Source organism: Tenacibaculum retecalamus (assembly GCF_027941755.1).
Taxonomy (GTDB): Bacteria; Bacteroidota; Bacteroidia; order Flavobacteriales; family Flavobacteriaceae; genus Polaribacter; species Polaribacter haliotis_B.
This window is the reverse complement of sequence record NZ_CP115916.1, coordinates 2,033,897-2,056,673: the sequence shown is the minus strand read 5'-3', so window position 1 is coordinate 2,056,673 and position 22,777 is coordinate 2,033,897. Positions and strand designations below refer to the sequence as shown.

The following is a 22,777-nucleotide window of genomic DNA, read 5'->3' as shown; positions in this document are numbered from 1 at the left end:
CCTAAATTTGCTACAATTTTGTCAATTCGAGTGATTTTAATGACTAAAAGGGATTAAAATTGTATCGAGAATTTGAATCGTTTTATTTTGATGTTAAAAAAGTTCTCGATACAATTTTTTGAAGAAAAAAATCACTCGAACTGACAGTTTTTTTTAAACAAGCTCTTAAACAAAAAACACCGTTAAATAATTTTAACGGTGTTTTGTATAAATAAATAGGGTTTAAAATAGTTATTCAGTAACTTTTAAACGAGCTTTTGATGTAACTGAAATATCAGAAAAATCATTGTTTAAATATTTTAAATAACCAGCAATGGCAATCATGGCAGCATTATCAGTCGTATATTCAAATTTAGGAATATAGGTTGTCCATCCCCAATGTTTTTCAGCAAGCTCTAAACGTTTTCTAATTTCAGAGTTAGCCGAAACTCCACCAGCAATAGCAATGTGTTTTATATCGGTTTGTTTCACGGTGTTTTTTAATTTATCCATCAATATTTCAACAATCGTATGTTGAATAGAAGCACAAATGTCATGTAAGTTTTCTGTAATAAAATTAGGATTCTCTTTTACATTTTTCTGAATAAAACGTAAAATACCTGTTTTTAATCCGCTAAAACTAAATTGTAAATCGCCCACTTTAGGCTTTGTAAATTGATATGCTTTCGGATTACCTAATTGCGCATATTTGTCAATTAAAGGACCACCAGGATAAGGTAAGCCTAATATTTTTGCTGATTTATCAAAAGCTTCACCCACAGCATCATCAATTGTTTCACCTAAAATTTCCATCTCAAAATGATTGGTAATTTTTACAATCTGCGTATGTCCGCCACTTATGGTTAAACATACAAAAGGAAAAGGTGGTATTTTACTATCTTCTTCTATAATAAAATGAGCCAAAATATGCGCTTGCATATGATTTATAGCTATTAACGGAATATTTAGTCCTAAAGCAAAAGATTTGGCAAAAGAGGTCCCTACTAATAATGATCCCATTAAGCCAGATTCGCGTGTAAAAGCAACGGCATTTAAATCGCGTTTGGTAATATTAGCTTGTTCAATAGCTTGTTGTACTACCGGAACAATATTTTGTTGGTGCGCTCTTGATGCAAGTTCAGGAACAACACCGCCGTATTTAGCGTGTATTTCCTGGTTAGCAACAACATTACTTATTACTTTTCCGTTATAAATTATCGAAGCACTTGTGTCGTCACAAGAGCTTTCAATACCTAAGATGTAGCTGTTTTTTGTACTCAATGTATTATGTATTAAAGTGCAAAAATATCGATATTGCGTTAGAATTTCGTTAAAATTAATATTTCTTTAAAATAAGGCAATATTTTTGCAGTTAGCTGATTACATTTGTTAGGCATTTTATGAAAAATATTCTCATTAAAAAAGTAGGTAAAATATTGTGGAGGTTCTTAAAGTACCTGCTGCTTTTCATAGTCTTGCTTATTATTTTGTTATCGCTACCATTTGTTCAAAGCAAATTAGCCAAAGAAGCAACGAACTGGCTCAACCAAGAATATAATACGAATATTGTTATAAAAAGAATTGATTTATCGTGGTTAGGAAGTGTTCAGTTAAAAGAAATTGAAATTCGTGATCATCATAAAGACACCCTTATTTTTGTTCAGAATTTAAGTACTTCACTTTTAAATGCCAAACGAGTAATAGAAAATCAAGTTGATTTAGGGGAAGCTTCTTTAAGTGGTACTTATTTTAATATGAGAACTTATAAGGGCGAAAAGAACGATAACATGTCTATCTTTATAGATAGTTTTGAAGATGGCAAACCACGAGATAGTTTATCAAACCCTTTTGTTTTAGGAAGTGATAAAGTTACTATTAAAGATTTAACTTTTAAATTATTCGATGAAAAGGATAAAAAACCATTGCAGTTTGCTGCCTATAATGCAAGTGGAAATCTATTAGATTTTTCAATTGTTGATCCTAATGTTTCTCTAGAAATGCGAGAAATGAGTTTTACCGAAAATAGAGGAATTAAAATCTCTAATTTTTCTACAGATTTTGTGTACACCAAAAAGTATATGAATTTTGATAAAACTATATTAGAAACTGATAATGAATCAAAAATAGAAGGAGATATAAAGCTCACTTACAATCGTAAAGATTTTGCGAATTTTAATGATAAGGTAAATTTTAAAGCAAAATTTTTGAAAAGTGCTCTTTCAATTAAAGATTTAAGCAAATTATACACTGAATTAAATGGAAATGATATTCTGTATTTTACAGGAAACATGAATGGTGTCTTAAATAATTTTAGTGCTAATAATATTAGGCTTCATTCTAAAAACGGAATGAAAGTTATTGGTGATATGGGGTTTGTAAACGCGGTGAAAAAAAGTAGAGGTTTTGTTTTTGATGCCGAACTAGCCAATGTTACTGCAAATTATATTCAATTAAAAAATGTATTACCTAATTTATTAGGAAAGTCGTTGCCGTCAGAATTTCAGAGGCTTGGTGATTTTTCACTTAATGGAATTGTAAGAGTTACACCAGAACAAATAAATGCAACGCTTTCTGTAAAATCAGAAATAGGAACTATAATGTCTGACCTTCAGTTAACAGAAATAGATAATATTGATGAAGCAGTATATGTTGGTGAAGTAGAATTTGAAAATTTCGATTTAGGAGTCTTTGCAAACGATCCTATACTTGGTAAAATATCATTAAGAGCGGATGTAAATGGTAGTGGATTTAATGTAGATAATATAAATACCATTATTATTGGAAAGGTTAGTAGCCTTGGTTTTAATAATTACGATTACAAAAACCTAAATGTTAATGGTCAGTTTCAAAACAAAAAATTTGATGGATTATTAAGCGCAGAAGACGACAATTTTAAACTAAAGTTTGAAGGATTAGCAGATTTTTCTTCAGTAATAAATAAATTCGATTTTATTGCAGATATCGATAAAATTGATCTTAAAAGAACAAACCTTTTTACTCGTGATAGTATCGCTGATATAAAAGGAAAAATTCAATTAAATATTTCTGGAAATACCTTTGATGATATTATAGGGAAAGCAACTTTTAAAGATGTTGTATATAGAAATCAGAAGCAAGAATATCCGTTTAAAATATTTGAAATAAATTCATCGGTAAAAGACAGTATTAAAACAATTGAAGTTAACTCAGAAGATATTGTTAAAGGACAATTAAACGGAAAATTTTCTTTTGAAGAATTATTACCAATTACTCAAAATGCTTTAGGAAGTGTTTATACAAATTATAAAGCAAACAAAGTAGCACCAAATCAGTTTATAGATTTCGATTTTACCATTTATAACCAAATTATAGATGTCTTTTTACCAAACATATCTATAGGAAAGAATACAAGGTTAAAAGGAAAAATTAATTCTGATAAAAATGCCTTAAAACTTACGTTTACATCACCAGAAATAGCTATTTATAAAAATGAAATTGAAAATATAGTGTTAAGGTTAGATAATAAAAACAAGCTATACAATACGCATTTAACGGTAAATAAAATTAATACGGAGTATTATAATGTAGAAAAACTGAATCTATTAAACAGAACACAAAATGATACGTTGTATTTTAAATCTGTTTTTAAAGGAGGGAAAGATTATTCAGAAAGTTTTAATCTCGATTTTTATTATACAATTAATGAACTACAAAAATCGGTTGTAGGTCTTCAAAAATCGAAACTTAATTATAAAGGGTTTGATTGGGTTATCAATAAAAAAGAAGATAAAAATCATAAAGTAGCCTTCGATTTAAAAGAAAATAATTTTACGATAAGTCCATTTTTATTTCAATCAGGTGAACAAAAAATCGAATTTAACGGAGTTGTTCGTGATAGTACTTATAAGGATTTAAAAGCTAATTTTAGTAAAGTGAAATTAGGTAGTTTTTTACCTTTAATAGATAATTTAAGTTTAACAGGTGATTTAAGTGGTACTGTTGATTTTAAACAAGAAGGAGAAAAATTAGTACCAAAAGGAAACTTACTAATAGAAGATTTTCATATCAATGACTTTGTTCAAGGAGATTTAGCGTTGAATGTAACGGGTGATAATTCGTATGAAAAATACCAAGTAAACCTTTCTTTAATTAGTGAAAAGGCTAAAAATATTTCAGCAGTTGGAGGAATAGATTTCTCAGAAAAAAAACCAACAATTGATTTAAATGTATTTTTAAAAGAATACGAAATTGCTGCCTTTAGTCCTTTAGGTGAAGAAGTTTTAAATAAATTAAGAGGAAAAGTAACTGGTGATTTTACAGCTAAAGGATTTTTAGAGAATCCTGATTTTCAGGGAGTATTAAATTTTGAAGAGGCGGGTTTAACTTTTCCGTATTTAAATATCGATTTTGACTTAAAAGGAAATACAAGTATTGTTTTAGATGGTCAACAGTTTATGTTAGATGCTGTTTTACTAGAGGATACAAAACACCAAACCCAAGGTAGTTTATCAGGTTATATTGCGCATCAAAATTTTAAAGATTGGTATTTGAAATTAGATATTGATACAGATAATTTACTAATATTAGATACCAAAGAGAAGGAAGAAACATCCTATTACGGAACTGGTTTTTTAGATGGAAATGCAGAGATTAGAGGACTTACCAATAATTTAGATATTCTTGTAGAAGGTAAAACAAATAAAGGTACCGTATTTGTAATTCCCTTAAATGATGTAAAAACGATAGATAACTATAAGTTAATTCGTTTTAAAACAGGGAAACCTGATGAAGAAAAAATTAACAAAGGAATTAAAGACATAAAAGGGCTCGATTTAAAAATTAATCTAGAAGTAACTAAAGATGCAATTGCCCAAGTGGTAATAGACAAGGTTGCTGGAAGTGAGTTGAAAGGGAGTGGAGAAGGTAATTTAAGGATTGATATTAATACCTTAGGAAAATTTAAAATGTACGGTGATTTTGAAATAGACAAAGGCTTGTATAATTTTAAATATGCAGGAATAACAAAACCTTTTATTGTTCAGAAAGGAGGAACTATTGCATGGAATGGGAATCCATATGAAGCAGAATTAGATTTAATAGCAATTTATAAAACCAAAGCAAATCCGGCACAATTGTTAGATAATATAAATTCGAGTCGTAAAATTCCGATTGATTTATATACTAAAATTACAGGAGGTTTATTTAATTCAAAACAAGAGTTTGATATAAAAATTCCGAATGCAAATTCAACAGTAGCATCAGAATTAGAATTTATTTTAAATGGAAATGATTTGAATACTAAAATGCAACACTTCTCATTTTTATTAGCCTTTGGTACTTTTTATAATGAAGATGCTATTGGTACAAGTGCTGCATCAGGATTAACAGGTACGGCATCAGAAATTGCTTCAGGTATTTTAACAGATATGCTAAATAGTGAGGGGAATAAGTTTCAATTAGGACTGGGATATACACAAGGTGATAGGGGAGATGTTAACGATTTAAAGTCCGACGATCAGGTAGATGTATCTATTTCTACTCAATTGAGTGATCGAATTTTAGTAAACGGTAAAGTAGGAGTTCCTGTGGGAGCAAATACACAAACCAGTGTAGTTGGTGAAGTAAAAGTTGAGGTATTGTTAAACGAAGAAGGTAATTTAAGAGGAACTGTTTTTAATAGACAAAACGAAGTACAATATTCAACAGAAGAAGAAGGATATACACAAGGAGTAGGTATCTCATATCAAGTAAATTTTAATAATTTATCAGACTTAAGTAAAAAAATAGGATTAAAGAAAAAAAGAATAAGAAAAGATACTTTAAAACCTAAAAAGAATAAATTAATTAGATTTAAAACTAAAGAGAAAAAAGAATAATCAAGTTTATATGAACAGAACAAATAAAGATTACTTGGTAATCATGTTAAAAGGAGTTGCTATGGGTGCAGCAGATGTTGTGCCAGGAGTTTCTGGAGGAACAATTGCTTTTATTTCAGGAATATATGAAGAACTGTTAAGTTCAATTAGTAATGTTAATTTAAGTTTGTTAAAAACATTAAAAAACGACGGATTAAAAGCTGCTTGGAAACAATTGAATGGTAACTTTTTAGCATCACTTTTTATAGGAATGTTTATAAGTGTAATTTCTTTAGCTAAAGTGATCTCTTGGCTATTAACCAATCATCCAATTTTATTGTGGTCTTTTTTCTTCGGATTGGTTTTAGCAAGTGTAATTTATATTGCAAAGCAAATTACAAAGTGGAATATTGTAGCTATATTTTTAGTCGTTTTAGGTGCCGTATTAGCATATTATATAACTACTTTAAATCCGATGATATCGGAAAGTTCATCAACACTTTTTATGTTTTTTGCGGGAGCAATTGCTATTTGCGCTATGATTTTACCAGGTATTTCAGGTTCATTTATATTAGTGCTTTTAGGGGCTTATAAACCTGTATTAGCAGCGGTAAATAATCGTGATTTTACTACGATAGCAGCTATTGGTGCAGGAGCAATTATAGGATTGTTATCATTTTCTAGAGTTTTAAAATATTTATTTTCGAACTATAAAAATTACACGTTAGCTATTTTAACAGGTTTTATAATAGGTTCGTTAAATAAAATTTGGCCATGGAAAGAAGTACTAACATTCAGAACAAATTCCCACGGAGAACAAGTTGCGTTTAATGAACAGTCCATTTTACCATTTTCATATGATGGAGATCCTCAATTAATGTATGCATCTCTACTAATCATTATTGGATTTGCATTCATTTTATTACTTGAAAAACTAGCAGTAAAAGAGCAATAGAAAAGAAGTATCTTAGGCAGGTAATAAACTAAAATGTATAAAGAACGTTCACTATCAGAAAAAGCGCTCCTTTTTTTTAAAGGATTGATCATGGGAGGTGCGAATAAAGTACCAGGTGTTTCAGGTGGTATGGTAGCTTTTGTAATGGGGTTTTATGAAGAGCTTATTTTTTCTTTTCAAAGAATAAACGGTAAAGCTTTTATGTTGCTTTTTAAAGGAAGATTTAAAAGTTTTGCAGAGTATACCAATTTGCAATTTTTAGTTTCGGTAATGTTAGGAAGTATGTTTAGTTACTTTAGCGTTTCTTTATTGCTTGATTATTTTTTAAAAAACTACGAATTATATGTTTGGGCTTGGTTTTTTGGAATGATTATAGGGTCTATTTATTTTGTATCAAAAGATTTTAAGGATTGGAAACTTAAAAATTTCTTAGCCTTAGTAATAGGAATGTCTATAGGTATATTTATTAGTTTTATGACGCCTGCAAAAGAAAATGACAATCTTTGGTTTGTTTTTATATGCGGAATTATAGGTGTTTCTGGAATGACATTACCAGGGCTCTCGGGTTCATTTATTCTAATTTTATTAGGTAATTATGTATTGTTGTTGGTTGATAGTGTTAATGTTTTAGGAGGTGTAGTTACAAGCATTTTGTCAGGAGATTTTGAGGTTTTAAAAGATTCTGTAAAAATTAGGTATTTAAAAATTATAAGCGTTTTTACAGCAGGTTCGGCATTTGGGTTAGTATCTATGTCGCATATATTAGGTTATGTTTTAAAAAGGTGGAATCAGATAGTAACAGCAGTTATTATCGGTTTTATTACGGGGTCTTTAGGTATTGTTTGGCCTTGGAAAAAAACAATATTTAAAGTTAATGATAAAACTTTTTTGTTAGATCAACAAGGAAATAAAATTGTAGAGAATTACGAGCGATTTATACCCGATCTTTCAAAACAAGAAACATGGATTTCGATAGGTTTTATTCTTTTTGGTGTAACCTTAATTTTAATGATAGATTTTTATGGAAAAAAAGAAAATAGCAATGTTTATGCTTTAGTAGGTAAAAACATTTCATATTCATTTTCAAGAGGATATTTTACAAGTAAATTTGAAGAATTAAAACTTCAAAATAACGAATATATTAATTTTGATATTCAATCGATAAAAGAGCTTCCTCAAAAAATAAAAGAGCATCAACATCATTTAAGAGGGTTGAATGTAACGATTCCATATAAATTAGATGTCTTTAATTATCTAGATAAAATAGATAAAACAGCACAAAAGGTAGGAGCCGTTAATACTATAAAAATTTCTAAAAAAGGAAAATTAAAAGGATTTAATACTGATGTTTACGGATTTAAAAAATCGCTAAAACCTTTGGTGAAAAAACATCATAAAAAGGCATTGATTTTAGGCACAGGTGGTGCTTCTAAAGCAGTTGCTTACGTACTTAAAAAATTAAACATTAAGTATAAGTTTGTGTCAAGGAACCCTAAAGGTAAAAAAGAAATGTCATACCAAGATTTAACAAAAAAGGTAATTGTATCGCATCATTTAATAATTAACTGTACCCCTTTAGGCACGCATCCTAATATAAATGACTGTCCAGATATTCCATATAAGTTTATAAATGATAAACATTTATTATTTGATTTAATATACAACCCAACAGAAACTACTTTTTTAAGAAAAGGAAAAGAACAGAATTCGGTAATTAAGAATGGGCTAGAGATGTTAGAACAACAAGCGGAAAAATCTTGGAGAATTTGGAATGATAAATAGCAATAACTACTTTAAAATAAAAGTTGATATTCTATAAGAATCCGTATATTTATAAAATTAATTTAAAGGAACTTAAACATTGTAGATATGTTAGAAAATAACGAAGAAAAATTACAAGAACCAATTACTCAAGAAGAAACTGTAGTAAAGGAGCAAACTGAAAATGCGGTAAACGCAGTTGAGAATGAAGTCGCAAATGAAGCTGAAAAAGTTAATGAAAGGCATGAGATACCAATGCAAGATTATACTTTAATGGAGTTGGATTCTTTGGTTGAAGAATTAGAAAAGTTATTAAATAATTATCAAATACAGCAATTAAAATCAAATATAGACGCTCTTAAAAATGCGTTTAATGCAAAGTTTGGTGCTTTGTTAGCAGAAAAGAAAGAGGCTTTTTTAGCTGAAGGAGGAAATTCAATAGATTTCCAGTTTACTAGTCCTGTAAAATCGGCTTATAATAAATTATTAGGAGAGTATAAAGCGAAACGAGATGCACATTATTCTCAGTTAGATAAGCAATTAAAAGAAAATCTTGATAAAAGAAATAATTTAATTGACGAGCTAAAAGAGTTGATTGTAAATGCTGATGCAAAAACAATGTATAACGATTTTCAAGTTATTCAAAAAAAGTGGAAGACCATTGGTAGCCAGTACCAAAAACAAAATATAATGATACTTGGAAAATTTACCATCATCATGTTGAACGTTTTTACGATTTATTACATTTAAATAAAGATTTTAGAGAACTTGATTTTAAACATAATTTAGAAGAAAAGCTTAAATTAATTACACGAGCAGAGGCACTAAATGAAGTAATAGATGTAAATGTAGCCTTTAAAGACTTACAAGATTTACATCGTTTATGGAAAGAAGAAATAGGACCTGTTGGTAAGGAGCATCGAGAAGATGTTTGGGGTAAATTTAGTGAAGCTACTAAAAAAATACATGATAAACGTCACCAGTACTTTAGAGAGTTAAAATCTAAGTATCAAGAAATGATTGACGCTAAGTTAGAAGTAGTATCAGAAATTAATGCACTTGATACTTCTAATAATAAATCACATAATGATTGGCAAAAAAGTATTGTAGAACTTGAAAAACTACGTAAAAAGTACTTTGATATAGGTAAGTTACCTTACAATAAAAGTGAAGATGTTTGGCAAGAGTTTAAAAATGCTACTAAGAAATTTAACAGTTCTAAAAATGTATTTTATAAAGGAGAAAAAAGCACTCAAAATGACAATTTAAAAAGTAAAATTGCTTTAATCGAATTAGCTGAGAGTATTAAAGATAGCGATGATTGGGAAGAAGCTACTAACACGATGAAGCGTATTCAGTCTGATTGGAAGAAAATTGGACATGTGCCAAGAAAATTCTCTGATGATATTTGGAAGCGCTTTAAAAACGCATGTAATTTTTATTTTGATAGATTACACGCTCAAAAGGATGAACAAAACAATGAACAATTAGCTGTTGTAGAAGCTAAAAAAGAGTTTATTGAAGAGATTAAGGTCTCAGAAGGTTTAACATTGGAGAATATTCAAGAAAATATTGTTAAATGGAGGGCATTAGGTGCGCTGCCAAGGAATGCACGTCATTTAGATGAGAAATTCAATAAAGCGATTGATGCTCATTTAGGAAACTTAAATATGAGTAAGGCTGAAATTGAAATGATGAAGTTCAAAAATGCAATTGAAACTTATTTAGCGCAAGAGGATTATAAGAAATTAGATAATGAACAGTATTTTATTCGTAAAAAAATTGATGAAACAGTTCGTGAAATGCAACAATTAGAAAATAATTTAGGTTTCTTTTCGAACGCTAAAGATGATAACCCTTTAGTTTTAAACGTAAGAAAAGGTATTCAGGAGTTTAAAGATCAATTAGATGTTTGGAAATCTAAGCTAAGTTTTATTAAGAAATTAAATTACTAGTGTAATTTGTATCGAAATTAAAAGCACGAATCATATGATTCGTGCTTTTTTTATGTGTTTAAACCATTAGTGTTTTAATTTATGAAAAATAACACTTTAAGAGAAAGGGTAAAAAATTGTAAATATTATTTATGGAATTTTACATCTCATGAGGTAATCGGCGTTGGATTTCTAATGAGGCTTGTAAATGGTATAGAAGACAAAATTAAAGAAAGGGAGTATAAAATCATTAGTTGTGGCCAATATTGATATAAAAAACAGTCTTAAATAGCCATTTTTGATGTTAAATAAAACTCAAAGTTCAAATAAGTATTTCATTAAATCATATAAAAAAAGCTTCAAATTAATTTGAAGCTTTTTTTATGAAGAACTATTTTATTTATTGATTCTGTAATGTAAAGTTAATAGGTATGTAGTACTCAACGTTTGCTGGCTTACCGTTTTGTTTACCAGGGGTAAAAGTAGATAATTTAGATACCATTCTTTTAGCTTCTTGTTCTAAAAGTTGACCATTTTTAGTGCCTCTCATTCTAATGTTACTAACTTCTCCTTGTTTACCTATAATAAAACGAACCCAAACTTTACCTTCAATACCTTGAGCGGCAGCAGCATCAGGATAGTTAAAGTTTCTTTGAATATGACTAATCATTCTTTCGTTAAAACAATTAACTTTTTTTGTGTCAGGAACTTTTAAACAAGCGTTAAATTGAGGGATGCTTTGAACATCATTAAATTTAACAAAATCTGTAATTAATTTCTCTTTTTTTACTTTAACAGGTTGCTTTCTTGCAATCGTTTTGCTTACTGATTTCTCAGTAGTTTTAGGATTTGGATGCTTAAAAGTAATAGGAATACCATACTTAACTTTTACTGCTTTACCATTATGTTTACCAGGTATAAATGCAGGAAGTTTATTTATAATTCTACTAGCTTCATTTTCTAGAGAAGTACCATTTTTTGGTCCTCTCATCTGAATAGTCCCAACATTACCTTGTTCGTCAATAGTAAATTGTACTAAAACTCTACCAGCAATACCTGCATCAAATGCATCTTGAGGGTATTTGAAGTTTTTTATGATATGCTTAGACATTTGCGTGTCAAAACATTTAGATTGTTTTATTAAAGGAACATTATTACATTTTGAGAATAATGGAATTTCTTCAACAAGATTAAATGGAATTCTTTCGATAGTTTCAGAGTTGTCTTCTAATTCAAGCTTACCAACTAATAAAGTATTCTTTTTGATGTTAGCAACTTTCTGAGATGCTGTAGTACCACCAATAGCAGAAACGGTTTCGTTCTTTTTACGAACAACACGTCTTCTTGTAGATACTTGAATTGTTAATTGTTTCTTTCCTCCGTCTCCAGTGTCTTCAACAGCACATTTAGTAATACTGTTAGGGTCAGCAATAGATTCATCAGGAGTGTCACAAACTTCTTGTTGCGCAACAGCTATTACAGTCATAAGCATAGCAGCTACTAGTAAGGGGAATTTCTTCATAATCAGACTCTTTTAAGGGGTTAACAAGAGTAGTTAACTTGTTTAAGTTGTAAAAATATAAAAAAATATATAAATAATCAAATATATTTACTTTTTGTTTTTGAATATAAAGTGTTGGTTTTTATTGTTTTAGTATGTGGTAGCAGATAAACAGTAGGTTTAATCAATAATAAGTCACTTATATAAAGAAATTTTAAAATGGTCTATTTTTTTCAATTCATGGGTAAATTGCTGTTTTAATAACGTAAAAATTAAGGCCTTTTTTTCTTGCAACGTTTTTTTTTTGAAAATTCTATAATGCAACATTTATTACTATTGATATCTAAATATTATCAATTTAATGTTAAGTTAAGAGGAAAAGAGTAGGTGACAATAACTGGTAATCCTTTTTCTTTTCCAGAGATGAATGGAGGTAACTTATGTAAAATTCTATTTAGTTCTTTGTGGAGTAATTTATTATTCTTCTTGCTTTTTATTTTTGAATTAATAATGTTACCATAAAGATCTACACTAAATTTAATGAAAATCTTATCTTCAATAGTTTCATTATTGAATTTTGTTGCATAGAAATTTTTTGAAAAGTGCTTTTTGATTTTCGTCTTAAAACATTTTATATTATTCTTTCTAGTACTTTTTTTGCAAGACAAAAACATCGGAATTTCTTCTACTAATGTAAATAATACTTCTCTAGAAAGGTTTTTTGATTTGTAACGCGTAGTGTTTTTTGATTTTCTAGGTCGAGAGCTAATTCTTTTCCTTGTGGAGTTCGTTTTTGTTATTTTTCTAGTTCCTTTTTTCTCAGTAATATCACATTTTTTAATTGAAATTTCATTTAAATCAATAATATTCTCTTCTGGAGTTTTACATACTTCTGTTTGGCTATAACAATTAGTTAAATTAAAAGTTAATAGCATAATAAGGGGGAGCATTTTCTTCACTTTGTTGTTGTTTTTAATACACTGTAAAGATGAACAAGTAAGTTCGGTTATACTTTAAGTAAGTGTAATATGTGTTTTATCATATGATGTAATAAATGTTAAGAAGGTTAATTTAGGGTAAATAAAAACTCTCTATTGAAAAATAGAGAGTTTTAAAATATTTTAATTAAAATGAAAATTATTTCACATTCATTAATTCAACATCAAAAATTAAAGTAGCATCTGGTGGAATTACACCTCCAGCGCCAGCTGAACCATAAGCTAAGTTAGATGGAATTACAAATCTTGCTTTATCTCCAACTTTTAATAACTGAATACCTTCATCCCAACCAGCAATTACTTGTCCCATACCGATTGCAAAATCGATTGGTTGCTTACGCTTATAAGAAGAATCAAATACAGTACCATCTAATAACTGGCCTTTATAGTGTACAGAAACATTTGCGCCTTTCGTAGCTTGTTTTCCTTCTCCGTTTTGTAAAATTTTATAACGTAATCCAGATGGAGTTTCGTCATAACTTTTTGCAACAGAATCTAACAATTCTTTTTGTTTTGCTTTTTCTTCTGCTTCACGTTTTTCACGAGATCCTTCAAAAGTTCTAAAAGCTTCAACAGCATTAAATTTTTCAGCAGTTTCACCTACACGGATAATTTCAACATCCATAGTATCGTTTTGCTGAATAGCATCTACAACATCTTGTCCTTCAATAACGTTTCCAAAAACAGTATGATTACCATCTAAATGAGGCGTTGGTGTGTGTGTAATGAAAAATTGAGAACCGTTTGTTCCAGATCCTGCATTTGCCATTGATAATTTACCAGGAGCATCGTGCTTTAAATCAGGATGAAATTCATCATCAAACTTATAACCAGGATTTCCAGTTCCAGTTCCTTGCGGACATCCACCTTGTATCATGAAATCTGCAATTACACGGTGAAATTTTAAACCATTATAATATGGAGTTCCTTGTGGTTTTGCATCATTTTCTAAATTCCCTTCAGCTAAAGCAACAAAGTTACCTACCGTTCCAGGAGTTTTCTCGTATTCTAAATTCACTAAAATAGCGCCTTTTGGCGTTGTGAACTTTGCGTAAATTCCGTTATTCATTTTACTATTATTTACTAATTAAACTTTTATTTTTTTGGGCGCTCGAGCGGGCTTTCCATTATATCTTTTATGCATTCTTCATAAAAGGATGTCACTTCAATCCCTAGCGCAAGCATACTATATATTTATTTACGAATAAGGTGGCTAGGTTAAAACTTAAACCAATATTCATATTCGTCGATTTTACATTTCCGAAAGGCGAATAATATTTTCCAGCTGAAGCCATAATTGCAACACCATTTGTAATATCATAACTTAAACCTAAGGTAGGACGTACAATAATTCCTTCGTCTGTATCTACACCTGCACCACCACCAGCACCAGCCATAAATTCAGCAAAACCACGTGCTTTATTATTAAAAAATCGATGAGAATAAATTCCCCCACCAACTAATCCGTGAGCATAACCACCCGAACGACCATCGTAAGCAAAACTCGCTTCACCAGCAATATACAACCATTTGTTAAGGTCGAAATTTACTTTTAAACCAATTAATTGTAAATCGATTGCTGTAGCATCAAATACATCATCGGTTTTTGCAACATCAAAATACGATTGATTCTGAATTTCAATTCGTAAACCTTGTGTGTAAAAGTTATTGTATTTTTTTTCTTTGGATGTTGTTCCGCCATTTAATCCGAAGTACTTTAAACCAAAACCAACAGTATAGGCTTCTAAATCTCCAGCTATTGCACTGTAATAACCACCATGACCGCTTAGTGCTAATTTATCGGATATTTTTAAATCGATTCCAGCAGATGGATAAATCATTAAGCCACCTTCAGGAGCCACACGACCACCAGCAGCACCAACACCTAGTTTGGTAAAAATATTAATGTATTTTGATTGATATGGGTGATATCCTGCACCAAAAAATAAATCCATAAAACCAGCACGTAAACCTTTGTAAATAGCATCAGTATGTGCAAATAAAAAGGTGTTTTCTGACAGGTATTTCTGATATTCAAATCCGATTACGTATAAAGACTCGTTTAAAGCATCTCCATTATCTTTTTTTGAATCCCCGAAAGGTTTAAAAAAATCAAAGCGGACTTGTTGTGCGTTTTTTACAATAGGCTTGCTCCAAAAAGCATCCGAAGAAAGATTCGTTGAAGCAAATTTTTGATGTGCTTTATCATAATCCGTAAAACGTAAAACACTTGGAATTTCAACAAAAACAGAAACCGAATTGCTTTTTATTTCTCCTGATAAAAAATTTAGGTGACTGTATTGTACTCCAAAAGAGTAGTTGTTTTTTTTGTATTGTAAACCAATATTCGGATTTATAAATCCGCCATCGTTTACCAAATTACGGTATCCGCCACCACCACCAAAATGGAAGTTCGCATCAATATAAATGTTTTTATATAGTTGTTTATTTATGCCTATTTCTGCTCCTAAAGTAAATAAACCACCTTGATCGCCAGTAACCGCAAAATGAAAACCCGCACCACCATACAACCAATCGTTAATCGGTATTTGATAATGTAAACCAGCTAGTCCCATTGTAGGTTTTAAATTCGGAAAATCATCCGTAGGCATTTGAACAGGAATAAAATTCAAACGGACTTTGGTATGTAATTCTTTACCTTTTAAATTGGCTAAATCTCCTTGACTATAAATAAGAGAAGAGAAAAGTGAAAAAAGAAGAAAAAGGAATAGGTTATTACGAACGCCATGAAGTAATCCCTTATTAAATAAGGAGATTGCTTCATTTCTCGCAATAACGTCTTGTTTCTTATTTTTGATTTCTTTCATCTGTCTATTCAAACTCACTCGTTAAGTGTAGTTTAACGGTAGGATATTTACTTTGTGTCATTTGTAGCGTAAAAGAAGAATCTGCCAAAAAGACCAATTTACCTTGTTTGTCTTTTGCTAAATAACGCTGCTTAACACGTTTAAACTCTTTAAACTCTTCGTTTTTTTCATCTTCAGGTTGTACCCAACAAGCTTTGTGTACAGAAATATTTTCATACGTACATTTTGCACCATATTCATGCTCTAAACGGTACTGAATAACTTCGTATTGTAAGGCACCAACGGTACCAACAATTTTACGTCCGTTCATATCCATAGTAAATAACTGCGCAACACCTTCATCCATCAATTGATCTAAACCTTTGTATAGTTGTTTAGATTTCATTGGATCGGCATTGTTTACGTAACGGAAATGCTCTGGAGAAAAACTCGGAATTCCTTTAAAGTTTAATGCTTCTCCTTCAGTTAAGGTATCACCAATTTTAAAGTTACCGGTGTCATGTACACCAACAATATCACCAGGAAAAGATTCGTCTACAATTTGTTTCTTTTCAGCGAAAAAAGCATTCGGACTCGAAAATTTCATTTTCTTACCGTTACGAACATGTAGGTAAGGAGAATTTCTTTTAAAAGTTCCTGAAACAATTTTTATAAAAGCAAGTCTGTCTCTGTGTTTAGGATCCATGTTGGCATGAATCTTAAAAACAAAGCCTGTTAGTTTTTCTTCTTTAGAATCTACTAAGCGTTCTTCTGCTTTTTTAGGTTGTGGTTGCGGTGCTATTTCAATAAAAGCATCTAATAATTCTTTTACTCCAAAATTATTTAAAGCCGAACCAAAGAATACTGGTTGTAAATCACCCGCTAAATATTCTTGCTGACTAAATTCAGGATATACTTCGTATACCAATTCAGATTCTTCTCGTAAAGTTTCTGCAGAAGTTTCTCCAATAATTTTATCTAACTCTGGGTTTGATAAGTCATCAAACTGAACACCTTCAGAAATTGTTGTTTTATTATCGCCTGAAAAAAGATTTAATTTCTTTTCCCAAATATTATAAATTCCCTTAAAATCGTATCCCATTCCGATAGGAAAACTCATCGGAGTTACACGTAAGCCAAGTTTTTGTTCCACTTCATCTAATAAATCAAAAGCATCTTTACCTTCACGATCTAATTTATTAATAAATACAAGCATCGGAATTTTACGCATTCGACAAACTTCTACCAGTTTTTCGGTTTGAGGTTCTACACCTTTCGCAACATCAATTACCACAATAACACTATCTACAGCAGTTAAAGTTCTAAAAGTATCTTCCGCAAAATCCTTGTGACCAGGCGTATCAAGAATGTTTATTTTTTTGTCTTTATAGATGAAAGCCAATACCGAAGTAGCAACTGAAATTCCACGCTGACGCTCAATCTCCATAAAATCGGAAGTAGCTCCTTTTTTTATTTTGTTGTTTTTTACGGCTCCGGCTTCTTGAATCGCACCTCCAAATAATAATAACTTTTCAGTTAATGTTGTTTTACCTGCATCGGGGTGAGATATAATTCCGAATGTTCGCCTTTTTTGTATTTCTTCTAAAAAACTCATCTATAAATTTTAAGGCTGCAAAGATACGGTTTAATGCTTAACTGTTCAAAGGTTTAATTGTTGAACTGATATCATTTTTGTAAGTTTGTTTTTCATAAATTTAATAGATGAAAGAACAAGTTATATTAGTAGATGAGCAAGACAATCCGATAGGATTGATGGAGAAAATGGAAGCTCATGAAAAAGCGTTGTTACATAGAGCATTTTCTGTTTTTGTTTTTAATGATAAAAAAGAATTAATGTTACAACAACGAGCTGCTGATAAATACCATTCTCCTTTATTATGGACAAATACTTGTTGTTCGCATCAACGAAGTGGAGAAACAAATTTAGCTGCTGGAAAACGTAGGCTTTATGAAGAAATGGGTTTTGTTTGTGAGTTAAAAGAAGTGTTTTCTTTTATTTATAAAGCACCTTTTGATAATGGATTAACAGAGCATGAATTAGATCATGTAATGGTTGGAAATTTTAACGAATCGCCAAAAATCAATAAAGAGGAAGTTGAATCTTATAAATGGATGGGTTTAGAAGCTGTTAAAAAAGATATTGAAGAATGTCCTGAAATATATACAGCTTGGTTTAAAATTATATTCAAAGAATCTTACGATACCTTAAAAAATGCCTAGAGTAACTGTACATAGAAAAGCGCATTTTAATGCAGCACATAGATTGTTTAATCCGAAATGGTCTGATGAGAAAAATTTGGAGATTTTTGGTAAATGTAGCAATCCAAATTATCACGGTCATAATTACGATTTAATTGTTTCTTTAACAGGTGAAATAGATGTAGAAACTGGATTTGTTTATGATTTAGGAAAGTTAAAAGATTTGATTAAAACAGAAATAGAAGATGCTTTTGATCATAAGAATTTAAATATTGAAGTAAACGCGTTTAAAAACAAAATTCCAACAGCTGAAAATATATCAGTTGTAATATATGATAAATTACGTGTAAGTATTCCTGAAAAATTAGACTTAGAAATTACGCTATATGAAACACCAAGAAACTACGTAACTTATAGCGGTACATAACCTATGATACATCAATTACTACGATTTGAGCCTATTTTAAAATCTAAAATTTGGGGAGGAGAAAAGCTAGAAACTTTACTTAATAAAAAATCTGATAGAAAAGATATCGGTGAAAGCTGGGAAATTTCAGGTATAGAGGATGATATTTCTGTTGTTAGTAATGGTAATTTAAAAGGGAAAATTTTAAATGAACTGATTAAAGAATTTAAAGAAGAAATTTTAGGAGAAAAGGTATACAGTATATTTCAAGATAAATTTCCGCTACTTATTAAATTTATAGATGCAAAAAAAAATTAAGTTTACAAGTGCATCCTAATGATGTATTAGCACAAAAAAGACATAATTCTTTAGGTAAAACAGAAATGTGGTATGTTGTTAATTCTGATAAAAAAGCGAAAATAATTGTTGGTTTTTCAGAAGAAACGGATAAGGAAACTTTCTCGAAAACTGTTGAGGAGGGTAATGAGTTAGAGTTGTTAAATGTAGATTTTGTAAAAAAAGGAGATACCTTTTTAGTACCAGCAGGAAGAATTCATGCAATTGGTAAAGGTGTTTTGTTAGCAGAAATTCAAGAAACTTCTGATGTTACTTATCGTATTTCTGATTGGAATAGAAAAAATGTAGCAGGAGTACAAAGAGATTTGCATTTAGATTTAGCGTTAGATGCGATTGATTATTCTGCAAAATCTAACTATAAAGCAGAGTATCTAAAGAAAAAAAACAGCCCATCAAATATTGTAGATTGTAAATATTTTACCACAAATTTTTTACACCTAACGAAAAATTACAACTTGAATCATGATGATAAAGATAGTTTTGTAATTTATATGTGTGTAGAAGGAACTGCTATTTTTGAATACGAGAATCAACAAGAAAAATTACAGACAGGAGAAACTATTTTGATTCCGGCTTGTATAAAGAAGGTGAGTGTGTTTACAGAAAAAGTTAAGCTTTTAGAAGTGTATATAAAATAAAACAGACCCAAAGTAAAACCTCGAGCCTGTTAACCAAATCAACTTAACGAATTAAGAAGCTTTTTGTAAATTGTAACCAAATATGGCTTTACATATAATGTCTTTTTTTTCTTTTTTAGATACTGTTATGTTTAAAACAACTTCAGTGTCGCTCAATTTTTTAATATTATTTTTAATGATAAGTTTGTCATTTAAATAAGCGTTTTCTAAAATATCAAATTCAATACTTTTAAAACTTATGTTCGAAGGGTTTTCGTAAAGCGTAAGGGAAGAGTTTACGGTAGATTCAATTTTGTTATATAAAATTGAGGGCTTTAGTATTTTGTTTTTGCTAACTTGTTTTTTGTTAACCGTAAAATGTGATGAGTTATTTTTTGAAGCGATGTGAGTATTCATGTGTTATGGATTTATTGGTGGAAATTTAGATTCTTTTAAAAATAGGTTTTGTACTAAGTACATCATTGTTGTTAAATACCTGCCAATTTGTTTTGTGTTCTTTGCTGTTTTCATAATGCTTAAAATTTAAAATATTAGTAAATAAAAAGAGGTGCTTTTTGTAAAAAGCACCTCTTGTAGTTTGTATTAAATATCGATTTTTTAAAACCGCTGTTTAAATTTGTTTTCTGGAGTGCTTTTCTTAATATATAGATACTGTTTATGCATGCGCGTATTGCACATAATCATGTAGACAGTGTTTAAAATAATAGTATATGTATGTAAAAGTACTTTCATAATAAACCAAATGTACTCATTTTTTTTAGGAAACAATAAAAAAGGTAAAAACATTAATGTTAAATTTTTAATAAGCTCACTTTGGTGAATTTAATAAACTGTTTAAATATGTATCTTTGATTGATGTAATTATCTTGTTTTTTAAATAATTATTGAAAAAGTACTAGAAAAAGCAAAAACCTTGTTAATAAATGAATAATATTAAAGTAATCGCTTTTGATGCAGATGATACACTGTGGATAAACGAAACTTATTTTAGAGATGCAGAAAATGAATTTGCTAAACTTTTATCAGGTTATGAAACCGAAAACAAAATTCATCAAGAGTTATATAAAAAGGAAATCGATAATCTTAAAATTTACGGGTATGGTGTAAAAGGTTTTGTATTATCGATGGTTGAATGTGCGTTGGAATTGTCGAATTATAAAATCAATCAAAAAATAATAGATAGAATTATTGAGATTGGTAAAGAAATGCTCGAGCAACCGATTGATTTATTAAATGGAGTAGAAGAGGTTTTACAAAAGTTACAAGGAAAGTATAAATTAATTGTAGCTACAAAAGGCGATTTATTAGATCAGGAACGAAAGTTAGAGAAATCGGGAATATTAAAATATTTTCATCATACAGAGGTGATGAGCGATAAGAAAGAAATAGATTATTTAAAGTTGATAAAACATTTAGATGTCAATCCTTCAGAATTATTGATGATAGGGAATTCATTAAAATCAGATGTTTTACCGTTGGTAGCTGTAGGTGCTTCAGCAATTCATGTTCCGTTTCATACTACCTGGGCACATGAAGAAGTTAGTTGTGAACAAGAATCAAACAGTTATAAAACGATTTCAGAAATAACCGAAGTATTAACTTTTTTATAGATGAAGTATTTAGATATTGAAAACTGGAATAGAAAGCAGCATTTTAATCATTTTAGAACTTTAGCAGATCCAACTTTCGGAATTGTAGCTAACGTGGATGTTACTATATGTTATGAATCAGCTAAAACAAAAAAACAATCTTTTTTTGTTCATTATTTGCACGCATGTATGAAGGCAATTAATGCGATTGAAAACTTTAAATTTAGAATAGAAGATGATAAAGTTGCAATTTATGATGTAATTAATGCGTCAGCAACCATAGCAAGAGCCGATTATACTTTCGGATTTTCATACATAGATTTTTCAGATGATTTTGAAGTGTTTAGCACAAGTTTTCAAAAAGAAAAAGAACGTATTGTAAATTCAACTGATTTGTTTCCTCCCAAATATTCTTTAGGTTGCATACATTGTTCAGCTTTACCTTGGGTCAATTTCACAGGACATAAAGAGCCGAACTCTGGCAATAAAAACGACAGCGTACCTCAATTGGCTTTTGGTAAAATAAATGTTATTGATACTAAAAAAATGATGCCAGTATCTGTGAATGTAAACCATGCTTTAGTTGATGGATATCACGTAGGGCAATTTTTTGATAAATTTCAAGCAGAATTAGATAAAATCGATTAATTTTGCAAAAAAATAATAATTATGGCAAGCATTAAAAACTTAAAAAAAGATATCGATTATACTTTAGGAGATATTATTGATATCTGTAGATTATCAGCTCAATTAAACCCTGAGATAGATGCAGAAAAGTCAGAAGCTATTGTAGATGAGGTTTTTGAAACGTTTGATGGTTTAATAGCAAAAATAAATGCTAAAAAAGTTGAAAATAAAAAAGCTCACTTTAAAGCAATAAGCGCTGAGTTAGAAGATAAAGCAAACGCTTTAATCGAAAAAGTAAATAGCTTATAATAAACTGTAAGTTAAATGTTTAAAAACCGATACTTTTTAAAAGTATCGGTTTTTTTTTGTGAAATTTTAACATTCATTAAGGAATAAAATGTTGTAAATTACGTTCAGTAATAATAAAACAACTAATCCCCTTTAAGTAACATGGCAAGAGCAATGTACGAATACACTAAAACTGTATTAAAAAAAGTAAGTTTCAATACTGATTTATTTTGTAGAGAGTTAGAAAAAGCATTAAATAGGTTATTACCTTATGAAATAGATGAGTTAACAATTTGGTTAAAAAAATTCACAGCTAACAAACCTGATTTATATGTTTGTTTAGCTTTAGTTAAAAAATAAGAATAAAAAAAAGAAGCTAAAAGCTTCTTTTTTTATTCTTATTTTTTTGTTTTTTCTTTGGTGTCTTTTTTTCCCCTATACTTTCGCATAAGTTTACGATTAAACTCGTGTTCAGAAATTTGTAACAGTAATATTTTTTTAAAAGATAATATCTTTGATATTTTATTATGAAAAGATGCTTTCATTTCATATTCCTGTTTGTTTATCGATTGAAATTTATCTAAAATTTGTTCAGAATCTTTTTCAGAAATATCTTCTATAGCTCCATTGTTACTATATATTCTTTTTTTTATAATTTGACGTTTTTCTCTATGAAGTGCCATTTTGTTTTTACTATACGTATTGTAAATAGGCCAAAAATTCTGAGCTTCACCTTCCGTTAAATTTAATTTTTCGGTTAAGAAAGCAATTTTATAAGTGCTAATTTTTTTAGAACTATTTTCTTTTGATTGCGCTTCGCTTGTTAGACTATTAAAAAATGCGATGAGCATTAAAAATAGTAAGAGTATGTTTTTTTTCATTG

General features: G+C 29.6%; 21 protein-coding genes and 1 pseudogene. 14 read left to right on the top strand and 8 right to left on the bottom strand.

Features of this window, described 5'->3' with window-relative positions:
• Positions 1-231 precede the first annotated feature (231 nt).
• A complete protein-coding gene (tsaD, locus tag PG912_RS09705; protein ID WP_275687385.1) occupies positions 232-1,260 on the bottom strand; it encodes a tRNA (adenosine(37)-N6)-threonylcarbamoyltransferase complex transferase subunit TsaD in 1,029 nt (342 codons plus the stop codon).
• 119 nt (positions 1,261-1,379) lie between these two features.
• Between tsaD and PG912_RS09700 the strand changes: the two genes are divergently transcribed.
• The 6 genes and pseudogenes from PG912_RS09700 (at position 1,380) to PG912_RS09675 (ending at position 10,484) form a co-directional block, all read left to right on the top strand.
• A complete protein-coding gene (locus PG912_RS09700; RefSeq protein WP_275687384.1) occupies positions 1,380-5,834 on the top strand; it encodes a translocation/assembly module TamB domain-containing protein in 4,455 nt (1,484 codons plus the stop codon).
• Between the two features lie 10 nt (positions 5,835-5,844).
• Complete coding sequence (locus PG912_RS09695) at positions 5,845-6,768, top strand: DUF368 domain-containing protein (protein WP_260586645.1); 924 nt, start codon at positions 5,845-5,847, stop codon at positions 6,766-6,768.
• Between the two features lie 33 nt (positions 6,769-6,801).
• Positions 6,802-7,803 (top strand): annotated as a pseudogene (locus PG912_RS13820) (DUF368 domain-containing protein); the annotation flags it as partial.
• A complete protein-coding gene (locus tag PG912_RS13815) occupies positions 7,777-8,550 on the top strand; it encodes a shikimate dehydrogenase family protein (protein ID WP_275689039.1) in 774 nt (257 codons plus the stop codon). The pseudogene PG912_RS13820 and the gene PG912_RS13815, both read left to right, overlap by 27 nt.
• A gap of 87 nt (positions 8,551-8,637) precedes the next feature.
• Positions 8,638-9,279 carry a DUF349 domain-containing protein gene (locus PG912_RS09680; RefSeq protein ID WP_275687383.1) on the top strand — a complete coding sequence of 214 codons (642 nt, stop codon included), beginning with the start codon at positions 8,638-8,640 and terminating at the stop codon, positions 9,277-9,279.
• A complete protein-coding gene (locus PG912_RS09675) occupies positions 9,234-10,484 on the top strand; it encodes a DUF349 domain-containing protein (RefSeq protein ID WP_275689038.1) in 1,251 nt (416 codons plus the stop codon). Before PG912_RS09680 ends, PG912_RS09675 begins: the two co-directional genes overlap by 46 nt.
• 379 nt (positions 10,485-10,863) lie before the next feature.
• Here the strand turns inward: PG912_RS09675 and PG912_RS09670 are convergent, their stop codons facing one another.
• From PG912_RS09670 to PG912_RS09650, 5 genes are all read right to left on the bottom strand, one after another.
• On the bottom strand, positions 10,864-11,985 hold the full coding sequence (locus tag PG912_RS09670) for an energy transducer TonB (RefSeq protein ID WP_275687382.1): 1,122 nt from the start codon (positions 11,983-11,985) through the stop codon (positions 10,864-10,866).
• 332 nt (positions 11,986-12,317) lie between these two features.
• Complete coding sequence (locus PG912_RS09665) at positions 12,318-12,899, bottom strand: hypothetical protein (protein ID WP_275687381.1); 582 nt, start codon at positions 12,897-12,899, stop codon at positions 12,318-12,320.
• Between the two features lie 202 nt (positions 12,900-13,101).
• Positions 13,102-14,031, bottom strand: a complete 930-nt coding sequence (locus PG912_RS09660) for a peptidylprolyl isomerase (RefSeq protein ID WP_275687380.1) — start codon at positions 14,029-14,031, stop codon at positions 13,102-13,104.
• 103 nt (positions 14,032-14,134) lie between these two features.
• Positions 14,135-15,790, bottom strand: coding sequence for a hypothetical protein (locus tag PG912_RS09655; RefSeq protein ID WP_275687379.1), 1,656 nt, complete (start codon positions 15,788-15,790; stop codon positions 14,135-14,137).
• A 4-nt stretch (positions 15,791-15,794) separates the two neighbouring features.
• Entirely contained in the window at positions 15,795-17,384 is a 1,590-nt protein-coding gene (locus PG912_RS09650) for a peptide chain release factor 3 (RefSeq protein WP_275687378.1), read from the bottom strand.
• Between the two features lie 107 nt (positions 17,385-17,491).
• Between PG912_RS09650 and idi the strand changes: the two genes are divergently transcribed.
• The 4 genes from idi to PG912_RS09635 are packed head-to-tail and all read left to right on the top strand — an operon-like array spanning position 17,492 to position 19,390.
• Positions 17,492-18,010 carry an isopentenyl-diphosphate Delta-isomerase gene (idi, locus tag PG912_RS09645; protein ID WP_260586636.1) on the top strand — a complete coding sequence of 173 codons (519 nt, stop codon included), beginning with the start codon at positions 17,492-17,494 and terminating at the stop codon, positions 18,008-18,010.
• Entirely contained in the window at positions 18,003-18,416 is a 414-nt protein-coding gene (locus PG912_RS09640; protein ID WP_275687377.1) for a 6-pyruvoyl trahydropterin synthase family protein, read from the top strand. Before idi ends, PG912_RS09640 begins: the two co-directional genes overlap by 8 nt.
• A gap of 3 nt (positions 18,417-18,419) precedes the next feature.
• Positions 18,420-18,713, top strand: a complete 294-nt coding sequence (locus PG912_RS13710; RefSeq protein WP_333780651.1) for a type I phosphomannose isomerase catalytic subunit — start codon at positions 18,420-18,422, stop codon at positions 18,711-18,713.
• Positions 18,714-18,721: 8 nt separating this feature from the next.
• Entirely contained in the window at positions 18,722-19,390 is a 669-nt protein-coding gene (locus PG912_RS09635) for a class I mannose-6-phosphate isomerase (RefSeq protein WP_333780650.1), read from the top strand.
• A gap of 51 nt (positions 19,391-19,441) precedes the next feature.
• Here PG912_RS09635 and PG912_RS09630 read toward each other — a convergent pair whose 3' ends face one another.
• Complete coding sequence (locus PG912_RS09630) at positions 19,442-19,786, bottom strand: hypothetical protein (RefSeq protein WP_275687376.1); 345 nt, start codon at positions 19,784-19,786, stop codon at positions 19,442-19,444.
• A gap of 527 nt (positions 19,787-20,313) precedes the next feature.
• Here PG912_RS09630 and PG912_RS09625 point away from each other — a divergent pair.
• From PG912_RS09625 to PG912_RS09610, 4 genes are all read left to right on the top strand, one after another.
• Positions 20,314-21,000 (top strand): HAD family hydrolase, encoded by a 687-nt coding sequence (locus PG912_RS09625; protein WP_275687375.1) that lies wholly within the window; start codon positions 20,314-20,316, stop codon positions 20,998-21,000.
• Entirely contained in the window at positions 21,001-21,627 is a 627-nt protein-coding gene (locus tag PG912_RS09620; protein ID WP_275687374.1) for a chloramphenicol acetyltransferase, read from the top strand.
• Between the two features lie 21 nt (positions 21,628-21,648).
• Positions 21,649-21,915 (top strand): hypothetical protein, encoded by a 267-nt coding sequence (locus tag PG912_RS09615; protein ID WP_275687373.1) that lies wholly within the window; start codon positions 21,649-21,651, stop codon positions 21,913-21,915.
• 141 nt (positions 21,916-22,056) lie between these two features.
• Positions 22,057-22,254 (top strand): hypothetical protein, encoded by a 198-nt coding sequence (locus PG912_RS09610; RefSeq protein ID WP_260586629.1) that lies wholly within the window; start codon positions 22,057-22,059, stop codon positions 22,252-22,254.
• Positions 22,255-22,292: 38 nt separating this feature from the next.
• Here the strand turns inward: PG912_RS09610 and PG912_RS09605 are convergent, their stop codons facing one another.
• A complete protein-coding gene (locus PG912_RS09605; RefSeq protein ID WP_275687372.1) occupies positions 22,293-22,775 on the bottom strand; it encodes a hypothetical protein in 483 nt (160 codons plus the stop codon).
• Positions 22,776-22,777 lie beyond the last annotated feature (2 nt).